12 protein-coding genes are annotated in these 15,732 nt (G+C 69.1%); 6 read left to right on the top strand and 6 right to left on the bottom strand.

Features of this window, described 5'->3' with window-relative positions; genetic code table 11:
- Positions 1–3: 3 nt before the first annotated feature.
- Positions 4–2,595 carry a DEAD/DEAH box helicase gene (locus tag D7W81_RS00570; protein WP_244226894.1) on the bottom strand — a complete coding sequence of 864 codons (2,592 nt, stop codon included), beginning with the start codon at positions 2,593–2,595 and terminating at the stop codon, positions 4–6.
- Between the two features lie 406 nt (positions 2,596–3,001).
- Here D7W81_RS00570 and D7W81_RS00575 point away from each other — a divergent pair, with 406 nt between their 5' ends.
- Positions 3,002–4,777, top strand: coding sequence for a hypothetical protein (locus D7W81_RS00575; RefSeq protein WP_120553350.1), 1,776 nt, complete (start codon positions 3,002–3,004; stop codon positions 4,775–4,777).
- A 377-nt stretch (positions 4,778–5,154) separates the two neighbouring features.
- A complete protein-coding gene (locus tag D7W81_RS00580; protein WP_244226895.1) occupies positions 5,155–6,336 on the top strand; it encodes a hypothetical protein in 1,182 nt (393 codons plus the stop codon).
- A gap of 16 nt (positions 6,337–6,352) precedes the next feature.
- Here the strand turns inward: D7W81_RS00580 and D7W81_RS00585 are convergent, their stop codons facing one another.
- On the bottom strand, positions 6,353–7,084 hold the full coding sequence (locus tag D7W81_RS00585; protein ID WP_120553352.1) for an SIR2 family NAD-dependent protein deacylase: 732 nt from the start codon (positions 7,082–7,084) through the stop codon (positions 6,353–6,355).
- Positions 7,085–7,157: 73 nt separating this feature from the next.
- Between D7W81_RS00585 and D7W81_RS00590 the strand changes: the two genes are divergently transcribed.
- Entirely contained in the window at positions 7,158–7,652 is a 495-nt protein-coding gene (locus tag D7W81_RS00590) for a GAF domain-containing protein (protein ID WP_120553353.1), read from the top strand.
- Positions 7,653–7,670: 18 nt separating this feature from the next.
- Here D7W81_RS00590 and D7W81_RS00595 read toward each other — a convergent pair whose 3' ends face one another.
- Positions 7,671–8,588 carry a pseudouridine-5'-phosphate glycosidase gene (locus D7W81_RS00595; RefSeq protein WP_120553354.1) on the bottom strand — a complete coding sequence of 306 codons (918 nt, stop codon included), beginning with the start codon at positions 8,586–8,588 and terminating at the stop codon, positions 7,671–7,673.
- 191 nt (positions 8,589–8,779) lie between these two features.
- Here D7W81_RS00595 and D7W81_RS00600 point away from each other — a divergent pair, with 191 nt between their 5' ends.
- Positions 8,780–9,706, top strand: coding sequence for a DMT family transporter (locus tag D7W81_RS00600; protein ID WP_120553378.1), 927 nt, complete (start codon positions 8,780–8,782; stop codon positions 9,704–9,706).
- A gap of 4 nt (positions 9,707–9,710) precedes the next feature.
- On the opposite strand, the gene D7W81_RS00605 is transcribed toward D7W81_RS00600, so the two are convergent.
- From D7W81_RS00605 to D7W81_RS00615, 3 genes are all read right to left on the bottom strand, one after another.
- Positions 9,711–11,447, bottom strand: coding sequence for an FHA domain-containing protein (locus tag D7W81_RS00605; RefSeq protein WP_120553355.1), 1,737 nt, complete (start codon positions 11,445–11,447; stop codon positions 9,711–9,713).
- 66 nt (positions 11,448–11,513) lie between these two features.
- Positions 11,514–12,689: a DUF2314 domain-containing protein gene (locus tag D7W81_RS00610; RefSeq protein ID WP_120553356.1), complete on the bottom strand. Its 1,176-nt coding sequence runs from the start codon at positions 12,687–12,689 to the stop codon at positions 11,514–11,516.
- Positions 12,686–13,300, bottom strand: a complete 615-nt coding sequence (locus D7W81_RS00615) for a deoxynucleoside kinase (protein ID WP_120553357.1) — start codon at positions 13,298–13,300, stop codon at positions 12,686–12,688. The genes D7W81_RS00610 and D7W81_RS00615 overlap by 4 nt, the downstream gene beginning before the upstream one ends.
- Positions 13,301–13,514: 214 nt before the next feature.
- Between D7W81_RS00615 and D7W81_RS00620 the strand changes: the two genes are divergently transcribed.
- Together D7W81_RS00620 and D7W81_RS00625 are read left to right on the top strand one after the other, a co-directional pair.
- Positions 13,515–14,312, top strand: a complete 798-nt coding sequence (locus D7W81_RS00620) for a lysophospholipid acyltransferase family protein (protein WP_120553379.1) — start codon at positions 13,515–13,517, stop codon at positions 14,310–14,312.
- A 7-nt stretch (positions 14,313–14,319) separates the two neighbouring features.
- Positions 14,320–15,696, top strand: a complete 1,377-nt coding sequence (locus tag D7W81_RS00625) for a tetratricopeptide repeat protein (protein WP_120553358.1) — start codon at positions 14,320–14,322, stop codon at positions 15,694–15,696.
- Positions 15,697–15,732: the final 36 nt, after the last annotated feature.

Raw genomic sequence — 15,732 nt, forward strand, 5'->3', positions numbered from 1 at the left:
GGCTCAGCTTTCCCCCTCTTGAAACACACCTGCGTATTGCCGCGCCTCTTCCGGAACGGGCGCGAGGAAATCACGGGCCAGCGAGCGCTTGCGCTCGACGAGTTCGTGAAGTCGCATGTCAAACCCCGCGTCCGCGCGCCCCTGCCGGTGCAGCAGCGGGTAGTAGACGTGGACGGGCCGGACCTGGCCGATGCGATGGGCCCGGTCCGTGGCCTGGTCCTCCTTGGCGGGGTTCCACCAGCGCCCGTAATGGATAACGTGGTTCGCGGCGACGATGTTGAGCCCTGCGCCCGCGGCGAGGGGGCTCAGGAGAAGAACCTGGAATCCCCTGGCCTGGGAGAACGTCTGGATGGACGCCAGTGCCACCCGCCGGTTCTCGGGCTCCCCGTTGATGATGGGAACGGACGACAGCCGGAATTTCTCCTTGATGATTCCCGACAGGAGTTCCTGCATGGCGAGGGAGAGGACGAACACGAGGGCTTTCTCTGCGCTCCCGCCGCTCGCACGGCCTTCCACCTGTTCCAGCAGGTCCAGGCAGAGCCGGGTCTTCGGACTCTCTCGGAGCGTGGTCCCCGCGTTCATCCCGCGCGCGTCCGTTAATAATGCGGGGTGCTGGTAGAGCTTCTGGAGCGCCGCGAGGGCCCAGAACGCCCCACGCTTCGAAGCTTGCTGGGCAATGAGCCGCTCCTGCTCCTCCTGAAGCGCCGTCATTTCGACGGCATGCCGATGGTAGCGCTTCTCTGGAAGATCCTTGAGCGCCTCCGCCTTCTCGCGGCGCATGAGGGTGCTGTCGTTGGACGGGTATCGCAGCCGGGTCCGGAGCGTCGCTGCCCCCTGTTCGTCCCCGTGTTCCTCTCGGAAGGAAGCCCGCGGGCCGAAGACTCTGGGCGCACGGCTCTGGATCGCATCATAGATGGCCCAGACGTCGAACAATTCGTTCTCGACCGGCGTGCCTGTGAGCGCGATTGCGAAGGAGCGCTTGAGCGCCCGGGCTGCTCGAGAGCGCAACGTGTCCGGGTTCTTGAGGTTGTGCGCCTCGTCGAAGACGACGACGTCGAAGTCCACTTTCAACAGGGAGCGCTGGTAGGCCCCCAGCGTTTCGTAGTTGGTGATGATCAACCGCTGCTGTGCGAGGAACTCGGTGTTGAGTCCGTCGCCGCGTTTGACGGATTGAAGCTCCGCCCCATGCAGGATGAGCGGCTCTCTCCAGAGATCCTCCTGGAAGAAACGGGCAAGCTCCTGCTTCCAGTTGTCGAGCAGGATGGTCGGACAAACCACGAGCTGGGGCCGCCCCCCTCCACCCGCCGCGAGCAGCCTCAAGGTCAGGAAGCATGCGACCTGCAAGGTCTTGCCCAATCCCATGTCGTCCGCGAGCAGCACGCCGGGGGAGCCCACCTGGGCGTGTCGCCACAGCCAGGACAGGCCTTCTTCCTGGTGCGGCTTGAGGGTCACCCCAGGCTGGAAGGCACCGCGCAATAAATCCCATGGGACGGGAGGCGGCGCAGGTGAGCGCTTCCCGTCTTCGGCGGAGTTCGCCGCTTCCCGAATGATGGCGCCGACCCTTCCTCCGGGCCGGAGCGCTCCGGCAGACGCCTCATCAAGGGCCTCCTCGTCCGGGGAGATCTCCGACAGGTTGAGCGCGATCCGGAGCTGGCGGCTCAGGGCTTCGGTGGGAAGCAGTTGCTGTCCCCCGACGGTCAGGGGGCGAGGGCTCACCTCCGCCAGCGCGGCATCATTCTTCTGGAGGATCTCCACCGCCTCCTCTCGCGAGCTCAACTGGAGCCGCAGTGGGCCATCATCGACATGGAGGGTCAGCGTGAAGCCTTCCTGCGCGGTGGACTGCTCGTACCAGCTCAATCCGGTGGCTTCGCGGCCCTCACCGGGCTGTCGCCCTCGCAGGACTTCGAACCCCGCGACCCGGGGTGAGTACTGCGAGAGGTCCAGGCTGGCATCGAGGTTCCGTCCCTCCGGAATCAGGAGCGAGGGGTCATGCATCTCCCGCGTCACGTCGACCGACAGTCGCCTTTGCAGGGGCCGGGTCCGCGCCAGGACCTCATCGGTGCCTTCGGGAAGCAGCAAGGGCCGCCTGTTATCGTTCCCTGCGATTCCCCCTGGTCGCACCGATGAGAGAGGAAACGGTGCCTGGGTCCCATCCTCGAAAACCGCGAAGGGTTGCAAGGAGACGAGCTCCGTGGCCTCGGCATCGGATTCCCAGCGCAGTCCCAACCGGACCACCGGACGCGGCTCGAAGGTCTTGAGATAGCCAGAAGGGCTGAATTGGATCCGGCCGCCGAGCACACCGCTGACGTCCTCCAGTACGCCACGCAACCGGATGACCACCGCCAGCTGCTCCTGCGCGGCCGCATGGGTCGCGAGACGCGCTTCGGAGCACGCCCAGGCAGCTGAGGGTGTCAGGGGACGAGGCGTCCCCTCCTGGGGGGTCATCACCCAGGGCATAGAATTTCCTGTCACGGAGACGGGCTCGTCATCAACCCGGACCTTGTACTGGGCCCTCGCACCACCGGGAATGCCCACGACGTCCCAGCGAATGGACTGCGTCTCAAGTCCAAGCAGGTCCATCAGCAGATGCTGCAAGGAAGCCCACTCTTCGCGCAGATATCCGCGCTCTTCCTCGTCCGCGCTCGCATCACCGGGACGGCCCAATGCAAGCCATTGCTCGCGGGAGAAGCACAGGCGTTGTTCATCACACCACCCCTTCGACCTCCACCCCTCCCAACGAAGCTGGACACGAGATGTCAGCTCCGCCGAAAGGGCGGTCAGCGAAATACATAACCGGTCGCCTTCGATGGACCAGCGTGGAGTCTGAGCGCGAGAACTTGAGGTCACGAGGAAAGCTTACCGCAGGAGGTAACTCGCGCAGGCCTCGCCAAACCATCACCCTTCCGGGGTATTGCGTACCCTCGTTGCGAGAGGCAGGCTTCAAACCGCGCTCGCACCTCCTGCTTCCGATATACGGCGTCCCATGGGTGAATGGGGACAGGTGACGCTCTTCCGGACGGATGATCTCGACGCGCTGGGACATGCCATCCGCGATCTCTGCCTCGCGGAAGGGCTTGTGACGGCGCCCTACGTTCGGCGCAAGCGCGAGAAGTGGGACCGGATGCAGTACGGAACCGGTGCGACCTCCGACCGTTGGGCCCTCGCGTTCGGGACCGGGCTTGGAGGCTGGTCCGTCGTCAAGACGGCTCCCTTGGAACTGCTCGCGGAACCCGGAACTTCGGGCGAGCACAGGCTGGGGCTCATCGCGCGCGTGCTCGGGTGCGATGCCCTGCACATCTCTCTTTATGGCAGCACCGCGATGGTGATCGCGCAGGCTGCGCCGACGGGCAAGGTCATGCTGTCGGGATACACGCTGGACGGCCTGCTCTTCCATGGCGTCGAGATTGAAGAGCAACGCTTCAAGCCCACGATTGAAGGCGCGCGCATCTCCCCTGCGGTAGGGGCGGCGCTCGAGCGCTCTGCCTCCGATGGGTTCAACGAAGTCATCGAGCAACTCGCTGGACAGCGCTGGGTTGACATCTCCCTGAAGCTCATTGAGGGCGAAGAGGTGCCGTCAGCACGCGTGTTGTCATTCGCGCGCCCAGGACTTGAAAAAAGGACTCCGCTCCGACTGAAGCTCAAGATGGAAGAGCATCCACTCGGCACACGCTACGTGATGGATGACGGGGTCTGGATCAATGACAGCAGCATTGATGCTGCCAACTCGGAGGTGGGCGCCGCTTTCGTAGAGAAGGTGGCGCGCTGGCTCGGAGTGCCCGTGTCGCTCGAACCTGGCGTGCCGCGCTCCCTCTTCTGCGTACGTGCGACACCGAGCGAGCCCACTCACCGAGTGGGCTTCGAGACAGAGGTGGTATCCATCGGTGATGACGGAGGATGCGAGTTCCTCCTGCACACCGCGCGAGGCCTTGGCATCGCTGAACTCGAAGAACGCAGTCCCCACCAACGACGTCGCCTGGTCGCCCAACTCACCCGTGCCCTTGTGGGCACACGTGCTCATGTAGATGCGACATACCGGGACTTCAAACGCGTGTTCAATGAGCCGACGACACATGCCGTTGGCTCATTCGCAGGGGAGCGTCTCGCCACGGCGTGGTGGCGCTGGGGACATTCAGCGGTCGCGATCGAAGGTCACGAGGTCTTCGAACTCCCCGGGCTCTGTACGGCCATCGCGGGTACGCATCGGCAACTCGCGCTCGCACTCGTTACTCCTGGATTCGTCAACGGACGCTCCCAGGGCTACGGACAGAAGGATCCCGCGGCCGTTGTCGTCATCGACGTCGACACAGGTGAAGTACGCGAGGTGCTTCGGAGCGACGAACACCTGACGTTCGGCTTCGCGAAGTTGTGCTTCGCGGGTGACGTGCTCGGCGTCTGCGCCGAGCGCGATGGCGTACCCACCGTCTTGACGCTTGAGGGCGGCACTCGAACGGAGTCACCAGGGGATTTCCGGGCGTGGGCGCGGGAGGCAATGCAGGCGCCCCTTGGAGTTGACGGCCTCTACACATCGTATGAACTGCCAATGCTCTGGGCCGGACCGGATGCCGTCATGGTGGTCGACGAGCACGCAGGTGAAAAGAGACGCAGGAATGCGGGTGCGGCCCTTGCGGTGCTTGACCTGGGAACTCAGGAACGGCGCCCGTTCTGTGATGCGGCGGGCCTCGACCCCATCGCCTGCTCCGCGAGCGGTGCGCGGTGCCTCGCGCGAGTCGACACGCGGCGGCTTTTCGTCGGGAAACGAGTGGACCGCGACGCATAGGACTTCGTCGAACCTCACGCTCGGCGAAACACATTGGCCCGGGTCTTGCCAAGAAGCCCCCGTGGAGGAACACACGGATGGGGATTCGCGCAGGCGTGGTGGGGGCGGGGTTGGTGGTGATGTCTTTGCTGTCGGCAGGTTGCAGCGACGACTCTCCGACAGTTGATCCACAGGATGATCCGGTCACCGATCCGACCGATGGAAACGAAGTTCCCTCGCTCCCCCCTCCGGGTTCCATTCCGGACGCCGGCACGCCCCCTCCTGACGAAGATGGCGGGACGCCGGACGCGGGCAGAATCCCCGACGCAGGGACGAATCCCGATCCCGATGGCGGCACCGGCGAAACACCCGACGCGGGCCCGTGGCCCACGGATGCGGTGCTCGACTACACGCGCTCGTTCGGCGCCGGCAAACCCCAGAGCGTCGGCGTCGATGAAGGGCTGAACCTCTGGCTCCTCGACGGCCGCCGCATCGGCGTGCTGCGCCCCGGCGATACAGCTCCGACGTGGACCACCGGCGTCGGCCAGGCGCGTGAACCGTTTGGCGATACCGCGCTCGCGACCGGCGCCTCGGTCATCTGCGGCGGTGAGGCCGGACGCGCGTACGTGGGCTACACCGCCAACGAAATGAAGCGTGCCGAGGGCATCGAGCAACGCACGTACATCCCGTGGAGCGGCGAAGCGGGCTACTCGCCCGAGCGCTTCGCCGAGTACCAGAAGGGAGACCTCGACGCCGTCCGCGTCCAGCCGGATGGCAGCGTCACGCTGGAGGAGCACCTGTGGCGCACCACCGGCGCGTCGAACAAGGATCGGCAGGCGGGCATCCACAACACCAATGACTTCCACTACGAGGAGGACCGCTCCGTCCTCAACTGCGCTCGCGTGACGCGCGGCCGCGACCGGGGCGACCTCTACATCACCACCAACCACGGCGTGACGCGCATCCAGGGGCTCACCTACAACAGCCACCGCCACCCGGGCTGGTACCTCTACGAGGACGGCTCGGAATGGGGCTCGCTGCAGTGTCCGTACATGCACGGCCTCGGCATCGGGCAGAACGGGGATGTCCTCGTCGCCAACGAGCAGATGCTCGGCGTGCTCGCGCCCAGCCCGAAGCTGGAGGACTGGGACCGCGAGCTCACCTGGGATGGCCCCACGCCCTGGAAGTTCAAGAGCTACAACGAGGCGCTCAACGGTCAGGCCACGGATGACTACTGGCGCGCCTTCGAGCAGGTCACCTCGGGCCGCTACTACCTGGGCAGCGCGGAGTACGGCGTCTGGGCGCTGACGCCCAAGTCCCGCTCCGCGGGCAACTGGTCGAAGCTCGCCGGGCTGCCAACGAACCGCATCCAGTCACTCAAGGCGACGGACGACGGCGCGCTCTACATCGGCACCAACGGCGCGGGCCTCTGGCGGCTGGAAGCGGACGGCACCACGCTGGCCCAGGTGCGGGACGTGTCCGGCCAGCGCGTCCTGCAGATGGTCTACGAGCCCAATGTGAAGCCGAGCATGCTGCTCGTCCTCACCGACCAGGGGCTCACCGTCCTCCGGGGTCCGTAGCGCCGGGCCCCGGGCCTCAGGCGAGCGTCGCCAGGGTGGGCAGCACCTGCCCGCTCTGGCCCTGGACGAAGTGGTGGAAGCGCTCCGTGTTCGCGGCGGACTCGTAGTTCACGAGCCACGTGTCCCCGCGCACGGCGCGCACCTCGTCCACGATGCCCGCCGCCGGCCACACCGCGCCGGACGTCCCCGCGGCCAGGAACACCAGCCGCGTGCCGTCCTTGCGCGTGATGAACTCGCCGATGCGCGCCAGGTCCTCGGGGTTCAGCATCTCCCCGAACCAGACGATGTCCGGCCGCAGCCGGCCCCCACACGCGTCGCACTTCGGCACCGTGCCGGACGGGTGCACGGAGGTGTCCGCGAAGGGCTCACGTGCACAGTCCGCGCATTTCGTGCGGAAGAGGTTCCCGTGCATGTCCACCACGCGCTGGCTGCCCGCCTTCGTGTGCAAGCCGTCCACGTTCTGGGTGGCCAGCAGGAAGCGGTCGCCCAGGTGCTGCTCCCAGCGCACCAGCACGTCATGGCCCGGGTTGGGCTTCACGTCCGCCGCCCCCGTCCGGCGCTGCGAATAGAAGCGCCAGACGAGCGCGGGGTTCGCCTCGAAGCCCTGCGGGGACGCCACGGCCTCCACGGGGTGGTTCTCCCACAGCCCGTTCATGCCCCGGAACGTGGGCACCCCGCTCTCCGCCGAGACTCCGGCACCGGTGAGCACGAGCAGGCGGGTTCGCGAATCCAGGACGAGCGGTTCCACACGACCTCCAGTGCCAGCGGGCACGAGGGTTGTTAGAAGGGGCCGGAAGGTATTCCTGACAGAGGACCCCATCATGGCCGAAGTCACCCTGGATCTGCGCGGTCAGCCCAAAGCCGAGGCCTACGCGGAACTGAAGACGCACGCGCTCGCCATCCTCGAAGGCGTGGACGACGACATCTGCGCGATGGCGACGATGAGCTGCCTGCTGCACCACGCCTTCGGCCACCTGTGGACGGGCTTCTACCGGGTGGTGACGCCCGGGAAGCTGCTGCGCGTGGGCCCCTACCAGGGGACGCTCGGGTGCCTGGAGATCACCTTCGGCAAGGGCGTGTGCGGCACGTCCGCCGCGAAGGGTGAGTCGGTGGTGGTCGCGGACGTGCACGCCTTCCCGGGCCACATCACCTGCGATGGGCGCTCCGCGTCGGAGATCGTCGTGCCGGTGTACGGGCGCAACCGCGAGCTGCTCGCCGTGCTCGACATCGACTCCGAGCACAAGAACACCTTCGACGACGTGGACCGCGCGGCGCTGGAGGACCTGGTGTCCTGGTTCCAGCACCGCACGGCCTGAAGGCAGCCCGCGCGGCGTTCAGCGCTTCGCGAGTCGGGCGTAGGCCACGGCCAGCGCCCCCGCGAAGCGCGCGTTGTTCTCCAGGAGCGCCAGGTTCGTCTTGAGGCTCTTGCCCCCGGTGCGCTTCGCCATCTCGCCCAGGAGGAACGGCGTCACGGCCTTGCCGCGCACGCCCTGCCGGTCCGCGTCCGCCAGCGCCGACGCGATGTGCAGCTCCACGTCGTTGCGGGCCAGCGCGGCCTCCGCCGGAGGCGGCACGGTGTAGAGCACCCCGCCCTGCCCCAGCAGGTCGAAGCGCGCGTGGGCGATGCGCGCGGCCGCCTCCGCGTCGTCCGCGCGGTGCTCCAGGGAGAGGCCGGACTCACGGCTGTAGAAGGACGGCAGCTCGTTCGTGCCCACGCCGATGACGGGCACGCCCGCGGTTTCCAGCAGCTCCATCGTCTTGGGCAGATCCAACACGGACTTGGCGCCCGCGCACACCACGGCGACGGGGTAGCGCGACAGCGCCGCGATGTCCTGCGAGATGTCCCAGTGCTCGGAGGCGCCCCGGTGCACGCCGCCGATGCCGCCCGTGGAGAAGACGCGGATGCCCGCCGCCGCGGCCAGCTCACACGTGGCGCTCACGGTGGTGCCCCCACTGGCGCGGGTGGCCACGGCCACGGCCAGGTCGCGCGACCCCACCTTGAGGAGCTTCTCCTTCCCTTCCGCCAGCCGGCGCAGCGTGGCGTCCTCCAGGCCCACCCACACCTCGCCGTCCACGAGGGCGATGGGCGCGGGCACGGCGCCAGCGCGGCGCACGGCCTCCTCGCACGCGCGAGCGGCGGCCAGGTTGTCGGGATACGGCAGGCCCTGCGCGACGACGCTCGTCTCCAGCGCCACCAGCGGCAGCCCGGAGTCCTTCGCGCGCCGCACCTCGTCCGAATAGCGGAAGTCCATGGGCGGGCATTTACGCCACGGGCGGGGCGGCCGGACAAGCACGGCCGTGGGGAAACGTCGGCGCGACGTCGCCTTCTCTGGGGCCGGAGCACCGTGCGTACGGGTTGCCGGCCATGGAAGCCGCGCAGGCCGCGGGTTCGTTGCAGCTCCGTCGGTTGCATCCGGACTCACGGCGCCCTATGCCCCGCCGCGTGAGCACCTCGTCGCCCGCGGCCGCAGCACCTGCCCGTCTCCTCTCCGCTTCCGACCTGGCGATGATCGCCGTCGTGGTCGTCTGGGGGACGAACTACACCCTCGTGAAGGACGCGCTGGAGGGCATGCCGGCCCGGGCCTTCATGTCGCTGCGCTTCGGGCTCGCGGCGCTCGCGATGGGAATCGTGTTGTTCGCGGTGGAAGGCCACAAGCCGATGCCGTGGAAGACCTTCCTGCGGCTCACCGCGCTGGGGTTCGTGGGCAACACGCTGTACCAGCTGTTCTTCATCGAAGGCCTGGCGCGGACCACGGCGGCCAACAGCGGAATGCTCACGGCGGTGAGCCCGGTGGTGACGGCGGCGCTGGGCGCGGCGCTCGGCGTCGAACGGCTGCGGCGCCCGGTGGTCGCGGGGCTGTCGCTCGCGGTGGTGGGCACGCTGCTGGTGGTTGGAGCGCGAGGCCCGGACCTGGGCGCGGCGACGTGGACGGGCGACGCGCTGATTGTCTGCAGCTCGCTGTGCTGGGCCATCTACACGGTGGGCACGCGCGCGGTGGGCAACGGCGTGTCCGCGCTGCGCGTCACCGCCATCACCATGCTCACGGGAGCACCGGGCGTGGTGCTGGCCGGAGCCTCCCAGGTCATCGCGATGGATACATCGAGCGTGAGCACCGCGGGCTGGGTGGCGCTCGTGTACTCGGCCCTGGTGCCGCTGGTGCTCGCGTACTTCGTGTGGTTCCGCAGCGTGCAGCAGGTGGGCACCAACCGCACGACGCTGTACGGAACGGGCATCCCCGTGGTCGCGGCCCTCACCGCCTGGGCCATTCGCGGTGAGCGCCCCACCCTGTTCCAGACGCTCGGCGCGGCGCTCATCCTCACCGGCGTGTTGATCAGCCGCAGCAAGGACACTGCCATCACGAAGGCCTGACCGCTCAGCCGCGAGTCCCCCGCTCCAGCGTCAGCCCGTACTCCTCCATCTTCCGGTCGAGCGTGGGCCGGCTGATGCCCAGGAGCTCCGCAGCGCGGACCTTCTTCCAGCCGGACTCGCGAAGCGCCTCCGCGATGGCGTCGCGCTCCAGGCGGGCCACCTGCTCCTGCAACGTGCGAGGCGCCTGCCCCACCGCGCCCTCGCGCACCTCCGGAGGCAGCTGCGGAATGCCCACGTGGCCCGCCGCGTACACGCGCCCCAACCGCTCCGCCACCAACTCCAGCTCGCGCACGTTCTGAGGCCACGGGTACTCCGCCAGGAGGCGCCGGGCCTCGGGGCCAAGGACCGGGGCTTCCCGCCCGCCCTGCCGGGCACCGCGCAGCGCGAAGTGCTCCAGCAAGACCGGCACGTCGCCCCGTCGCTCGCGAAGCGGTGGCACCTCCAGCTCGAAGCCCGCGAGCCCCCGCGCCAGCGCCGCGTCGAACTCGCCCCGGGATGCAAGCCGCGACACCGGCGAAGCACTCGTCGCGACGATGCGCACGTCCACGGGCTCCTCTCCGCCCTGCCGGGCCGGGGCCGCGCGCCGGGCCAGCATCCGCGCCAGCCGCTCCGCCGCAGGCCGGGGAAGCGCCTCCACGTGGCGTAGGAGCAGCGTGCCCGCATCCGCGCGCAACACCGCGGAAGTCACCGGAGGCAGACCAGGCGCGCCCGCACGGCCGAAGAGCGCCACCTCCACCGCCTCCAGGGACTGCCGGCACTCCACCGTCACCCAGGGCCCCAGCGCGCGCGGAGACTTCCCGTGGAGGAAGTGCGCCAGCAGCGCCTTGCCCGTGCCCGGCTCGCCGAACAGCACCACGGGTGCGGCACTGCCCGCCGCCCGCCGGGCCTCCTCCACCACGCCCCGGAACGCCCGTGACGTCCCCAGCGGCGCCACCCAGGGCACCTCCGCCGCCTCCGCCTCGACGCGCGAGCGCACCGCCGTATAGGCCTCACCGCCCAGCCGCCCCAGCGACGCGAGCAACTGCCCCTCGCCCTCGGTGAACGGCGACTCCTCGCGCTCCACGTACAGCACGCCAAAGGGCATCCCGCCCGAAGCCACCAGCGGCGAGCACAGCGCCGTGTCCGTCCGCCCCAACTCCTTGCGCTCCAGCGCCGCCTGCACCAGCGCGCGAGGCACCTCCACGGACGCCGCGCCGGACACCGCCGCCGTGCGAAGCCCCTCCGGCCCGCTCAAGAGCGCCGCGGCACGGTCCGCGTTGAGCGCGTGCACCGTCTCCTCCGACAACCGCCGCAGCACCATCGCCTCGCTGGTGGCCCCCAACAGCGCCGTCCCCGCCGAGTACATCGCCGCGGCCGCGCCCACGTGCGGCAGCACCTCCTCGATGGGCACGTGCTCCGGCTCCGGGGCGTGCACGCCGGACGGCTCGTCGACGATGGACACCGGCGGCGGCTCGTACACCGCGATGGTGGCGCCCACGCGCATCCGGTCGCCCGGCCGCAGCACCGCCTCTTCCTGGAGCGCCAGCCGCTGCCCGTTGAGCAGCGTGCCGTTGGTGGACCCCAGGTCGCGCAGCCGCACCTGCCCCGCGACGGTGTCCAGGAACAGCTGCGCGTGGCGGCGCGACACCTGGTCGTCTTCCAACGGGATGTCGCAGGAAGGACTGCGCCCGAGGGTCAGCTGGGAGACGACTTCGTACCGGCGCCCCGCGGACGGGCCCGTGAGCAGCAGGAGTGCCGGCATGCGGAAGGGAAGCCTAGCAGCGCCCCTCGGGGCGCCCGCAAGACGCGTCGGGTTGGACGCGGAGCGCTACATCGGGCGTTCGGCGGTCAAGAGGGCCCGCAGCTCGGACTCGTTGAGCGCGCGGCCCTCCCGGGCGATGGCCAGGGCGTTGATCTGCTTCTCCTCCACCTCCACGTGCGCGCCCTTGCGCCACTCCGTCGTGTGCACCGCGCCATCCACCAGCCGGCCCACGACGGAGCCCTCGTCCCGGGCCACCGCCTCCAGCCACAGGTTCTCCACCACCACCTCGCCCTCCGGGTGCGTCTCGAAGGGGGCCCGGACCAGGAACGTGAGGGGTTCCATCAAGCCCTTGCGCTGGAAGCGCGCCAGGAACGCGGGCAACAGCGCCTGCGCCTCCTCGTGCATGGCCTGGGTCTGCTCCGCCGGCTCCTTCGCGAAGCGCTCCCGGTACGTGGACAGGAGCTCCGCCGTGTTGTGGCGGCCCAGCGGCGACACCACCGTGAGGAACAGCCCCTCGTGGCCATCGAAGGCATCCAGCGGCACGCCCAGCAGGTTCGCGCGGGCCTCCTCGGAGGGCACCAGGGTGAAGCTCTGGCCCTCGCTGGTGGACACCTCCGCGCGCAGCGCCGGCCCCTGCGCGAACGCCAGGTCCGTGCACAGCTCGTGGAGGAAGCTCTCCGCGGCCAGCAGGTCGCCCTCGCCCAGGTGGAAGATCTCCACGTCGCGCGCGCCGAACTTCTCCATCCCGTGCGAGTGCACCCACAGCGGCGTGTCCCCTTCCGCCAGCTCGATGGCGTGCAGGTGCACGTGGTCGCGGATGTCGAAGTCCAGCTCCGTGATCTCCACCACGTCCTCGGGCTCGTGCAGCTTGAACGCCGTCAGGTCCACGAGCACGCCCGGCGCCTGCTCCATCAGCGTGCGCACGGTCCACAGCGCCTCGAAGACGGGCAGCGTGGGCTGCGCGCCGCCCGGCTCCAGGAGGAACGCGTAGCAGGCCTGCGCCTTCTCCACGCGCGCGAAGGCCTCCGGGCTGCCGCTGAACAGCTCCTGGGGGACGCGAGGGCGACCGTCGCTCAGGGGCTTGAGCACCACCTTCACCTCCGAACCGTCCGCCCGCACGGTGAAGCCCCAGTCGCCCTCGTGCGGCACGAACTCCACCTCGTCCGTGGCGAACGCCGCGCGCAGCGCGTCCAGGGTGGGGGGCACGGGCTGCTCGGTGGCCAGGACGTAGACCTCCTTCACAGGTGCTTCTCTATCTGTCGAAAGAGGTCCACGCGGTCCACCAGGTCGGTGAGGTAGTCCAGCTTGTCCGTCCCCAGCACCAGCACCGGCGACAGCGAGTAGCCCCCGAACCACTCCTCGTAGAGGGCGTTGAGGCGCTTCAAGTACGCGGTCGGGATGTCCTTCTCCATGGCGCGCCCGCGCAGGCGGATGCGCTCCTTCAACGTCACCACCGGGCAGCGCAGGTAGATCATCAAATCCGGCGGCCGGAGCGACTGGGAGATGGTCTGGTACAGCTCCCAGTACGTCCCCCAGTCCCGCTTGTCGATGAGCCGCTGCCGGTGGAGGTTCTTGGCGAAGATTTCCGCGTCCTCATAGAGCGTCCGGTCCTGGAGCACGGTGCCGGGTGTGCGCTCCAGTTCCCGGTGCAGACGGAACTTGTGCGTCAGGAAGAAGAGCTGCGAGCGGAACGCCCACGTCTTCATGTCCTTGTAGAAATCCGCGAGATAGGGGTTCTGGTCATTGGGCTCGAAGGACGGCGTGAGGCCGTACTTCCGGCACAGGAAGGACGTGAGCTCCGTCTTTCCGGCCCCGATGTTGCCCGCGATGGCGATGAACTTTTTCCTGGCCACGCCACCCTTGCTTGTAACCCCGGCGAGCGGCATTCACCAGAAACAATGGCGGGGGGAGCCATGGTAGATAAAGTGCATGCCCCCGCCCCGTTTCGCACGCCCAGGAGCCCGTGCCGGCGCCCGCGCCGAGCCGCCTGGCTGCCCGACCGGTGAGCGGCACCCCCGGGGCCCTTCCGGAGCTCAAGCCCCCCGGTAGGAGGAAAGGCGACGCATGCTGCGCAAGCTGTGGTGCATCCTGGTGGTTACGGTGTGGTCGTTTGTCTGTTTCTTCCTCGCCTGCCTCGCGATGCTCGTGACGCTCAACCCGTCGCGCTCGGTGGTGGTCGCCCGGAGGATCTGGTCGCCCGTGCTCCTGTGGGCCGGGGGCGCGAAGCTGGAGGTCATTGGCGGGGAGAACGTCGACCCGAAGCGGCCCACCATCTACGTCGGCAACCACCTGTCCACGCTCGACATCCCGGCCCACTTCGCGGCTGTGCCGGTAGACTTCCGTTTTGTCGCCAAGTCGCAGCTGCGCTTCGTGCCGTTCATCGGCTGGTACCTCTGGATCGCGGGCCACATCTTCATCAACCGCGGAGACCGTGCGTCCGCCATCGCGTCGCTTGAAAAAGCCGCCCGGAAGATCCGCGCGGGCACCAGCATCTTCCTGTACCCGGAAGGCACCCGCTCCACGGATGGCAGCATCCTGCCCTTCAAGAAGGGCCCCTTCGCGCTCGCGCTCAAGGCCCGCGTGCCCATCTGCCCCGTCACCATCGAGGGCACCGACAACGTCATGCCCAAGAACTCGTGGAACATCACGCCGGGCCCCGTGCGAGTGAAGATTGGCCGCCCCATCGACACCACCGGCTTCGCGGACAACGACCGCGAGGGCCTGGCCCGCGCCGTGCGCGCGCAGATCATCGCCGACAGCCTCTCCATGGGTGGCAAGGGCGGTGACCCCGACACGGCCGTCGCCGCGCCGAACCGCGAGGGCGTCGCCCAGCGCGTCTCCACCGTCACCTCCAAGGCCTCCTGAGCTCCCCGTGCACCCGACCCCGAACCGCCTCCGCACGCTCCGCTGGCCCGCCGCCCTCCTGGGCCTGAGCCTGCTCGCCACCGGCTGCGGCCACGGCCAGGCCCAGGCGCCCGCGCTGTCGCCCCAGGCCCAGGCGCGCGCATACCTGGACGGGAACCAGCCGGAAGAAGCCTTGAAGCTCCTGAAGGAGCTGCACGCGCGCACACCGGATGACGTGAACGTGGCCCGTGCCCTCACCGAGGCCCAGGTGAAGGCAGGCCGCGCGGATGCCTGGGCGGAGGAGTTGCGCCAGGCCATCGCGAAGAACGAGCGCGCGGTGGACCAGTACATGCTGGGCCTGACGCTCTTCTCGCGGGCTCGGGACGCGGGCGCCCCCACCGTGGCCGCCTTCGAGCGCGCCATCGCGCTGTCCCCCACCACCGCGGAGTTCCACTACCGCCTCGGCGTCGCGCGCCTCGAGTCGGAACAGTACGCCGCCGCGCTGGGGCCGCTGCGCAAGGCCGTGGAGCTGGCCCCGGAGCGCGCGGGCTGGAAGCTGCCCCTGGCCAAGGCCCTGGCCCGCACGGGGGACGCTGCGGGCGCCGTGGAGGCCCTGGGCACCGTCGTGCGTGGCAACCCCACCCCCTCGGAGGTCGCCACCGCGCGGGCGCTGATGAACCAGCTGGCGGATCCATTCCAGAACTTCCCCAAGGCGGCGGAGGCGAAGCTCGAGGAGGGCATGCGCTTCCTGCACGAAATGGACGCGCCCCAGCACGCCCTCATCGCCTTCGAGGAGATCCTCCACGACTACCCGGACCTGGCCGTGGTGCACGCCCTGCTGGGGTTGGCCTACCAACGACTGGATGACGCCGGGCGCGCCGTGGACGAGTTCAAGCAGGCCATCGAGCGCGCCCCCCAGGACGGCAAGAACCAGCTCTACCTGGGGGAGCTGTACCTGTCGCGCCAGCGCACGGACGCGGCCCGCGCCGCCTTCGAGAAGGCCGTGACGCTCAACCCGCTCCTGGAACTGGCCTGGTTCCGCCTGGGTGACCTGCGCCTGGAATCCCGCGACCTGGCCCCCGCCAAGGAGGCCTTCCAGGTGGTGGTGACGCTGACGCCGGACTCCGCGCCCGCGCGCGGCAAGCTGTCGCTCGTGTACCAGCTGGAAGGTGACTACGCGGCCGCCCAGCGCGAGCTCAAGTACGTGGCGGACAAGGACCCGGAGAACACCGAGTTCGCCCTGCGCCTGGGCCTGCTCTACACCGACGAGGCCCAGAAGGCCCGCCGCCCCGAAGAGCGCCAGAAGGCCGTGAGCGAAGCGGAGCGCTGGCTGGGCAAGGTGCTGGAGACCCAGCCCGACAACGCGGTGGCCAGCAAGGCCCTGCAAGTGCTCAAGGGCCAGTAGCCACCGGCGCACCCTGCCCTCTACACTCCGCCTCCG

This window comes from Corallococcus aberystwythensis, assembly GCF_003612165.1.
Lineage (GTDB): Bacteria > Myxococcota > Myxococcia > Myxococcales > Myxococcaceae > Corallococcus > Corallococcus aberystwythensis.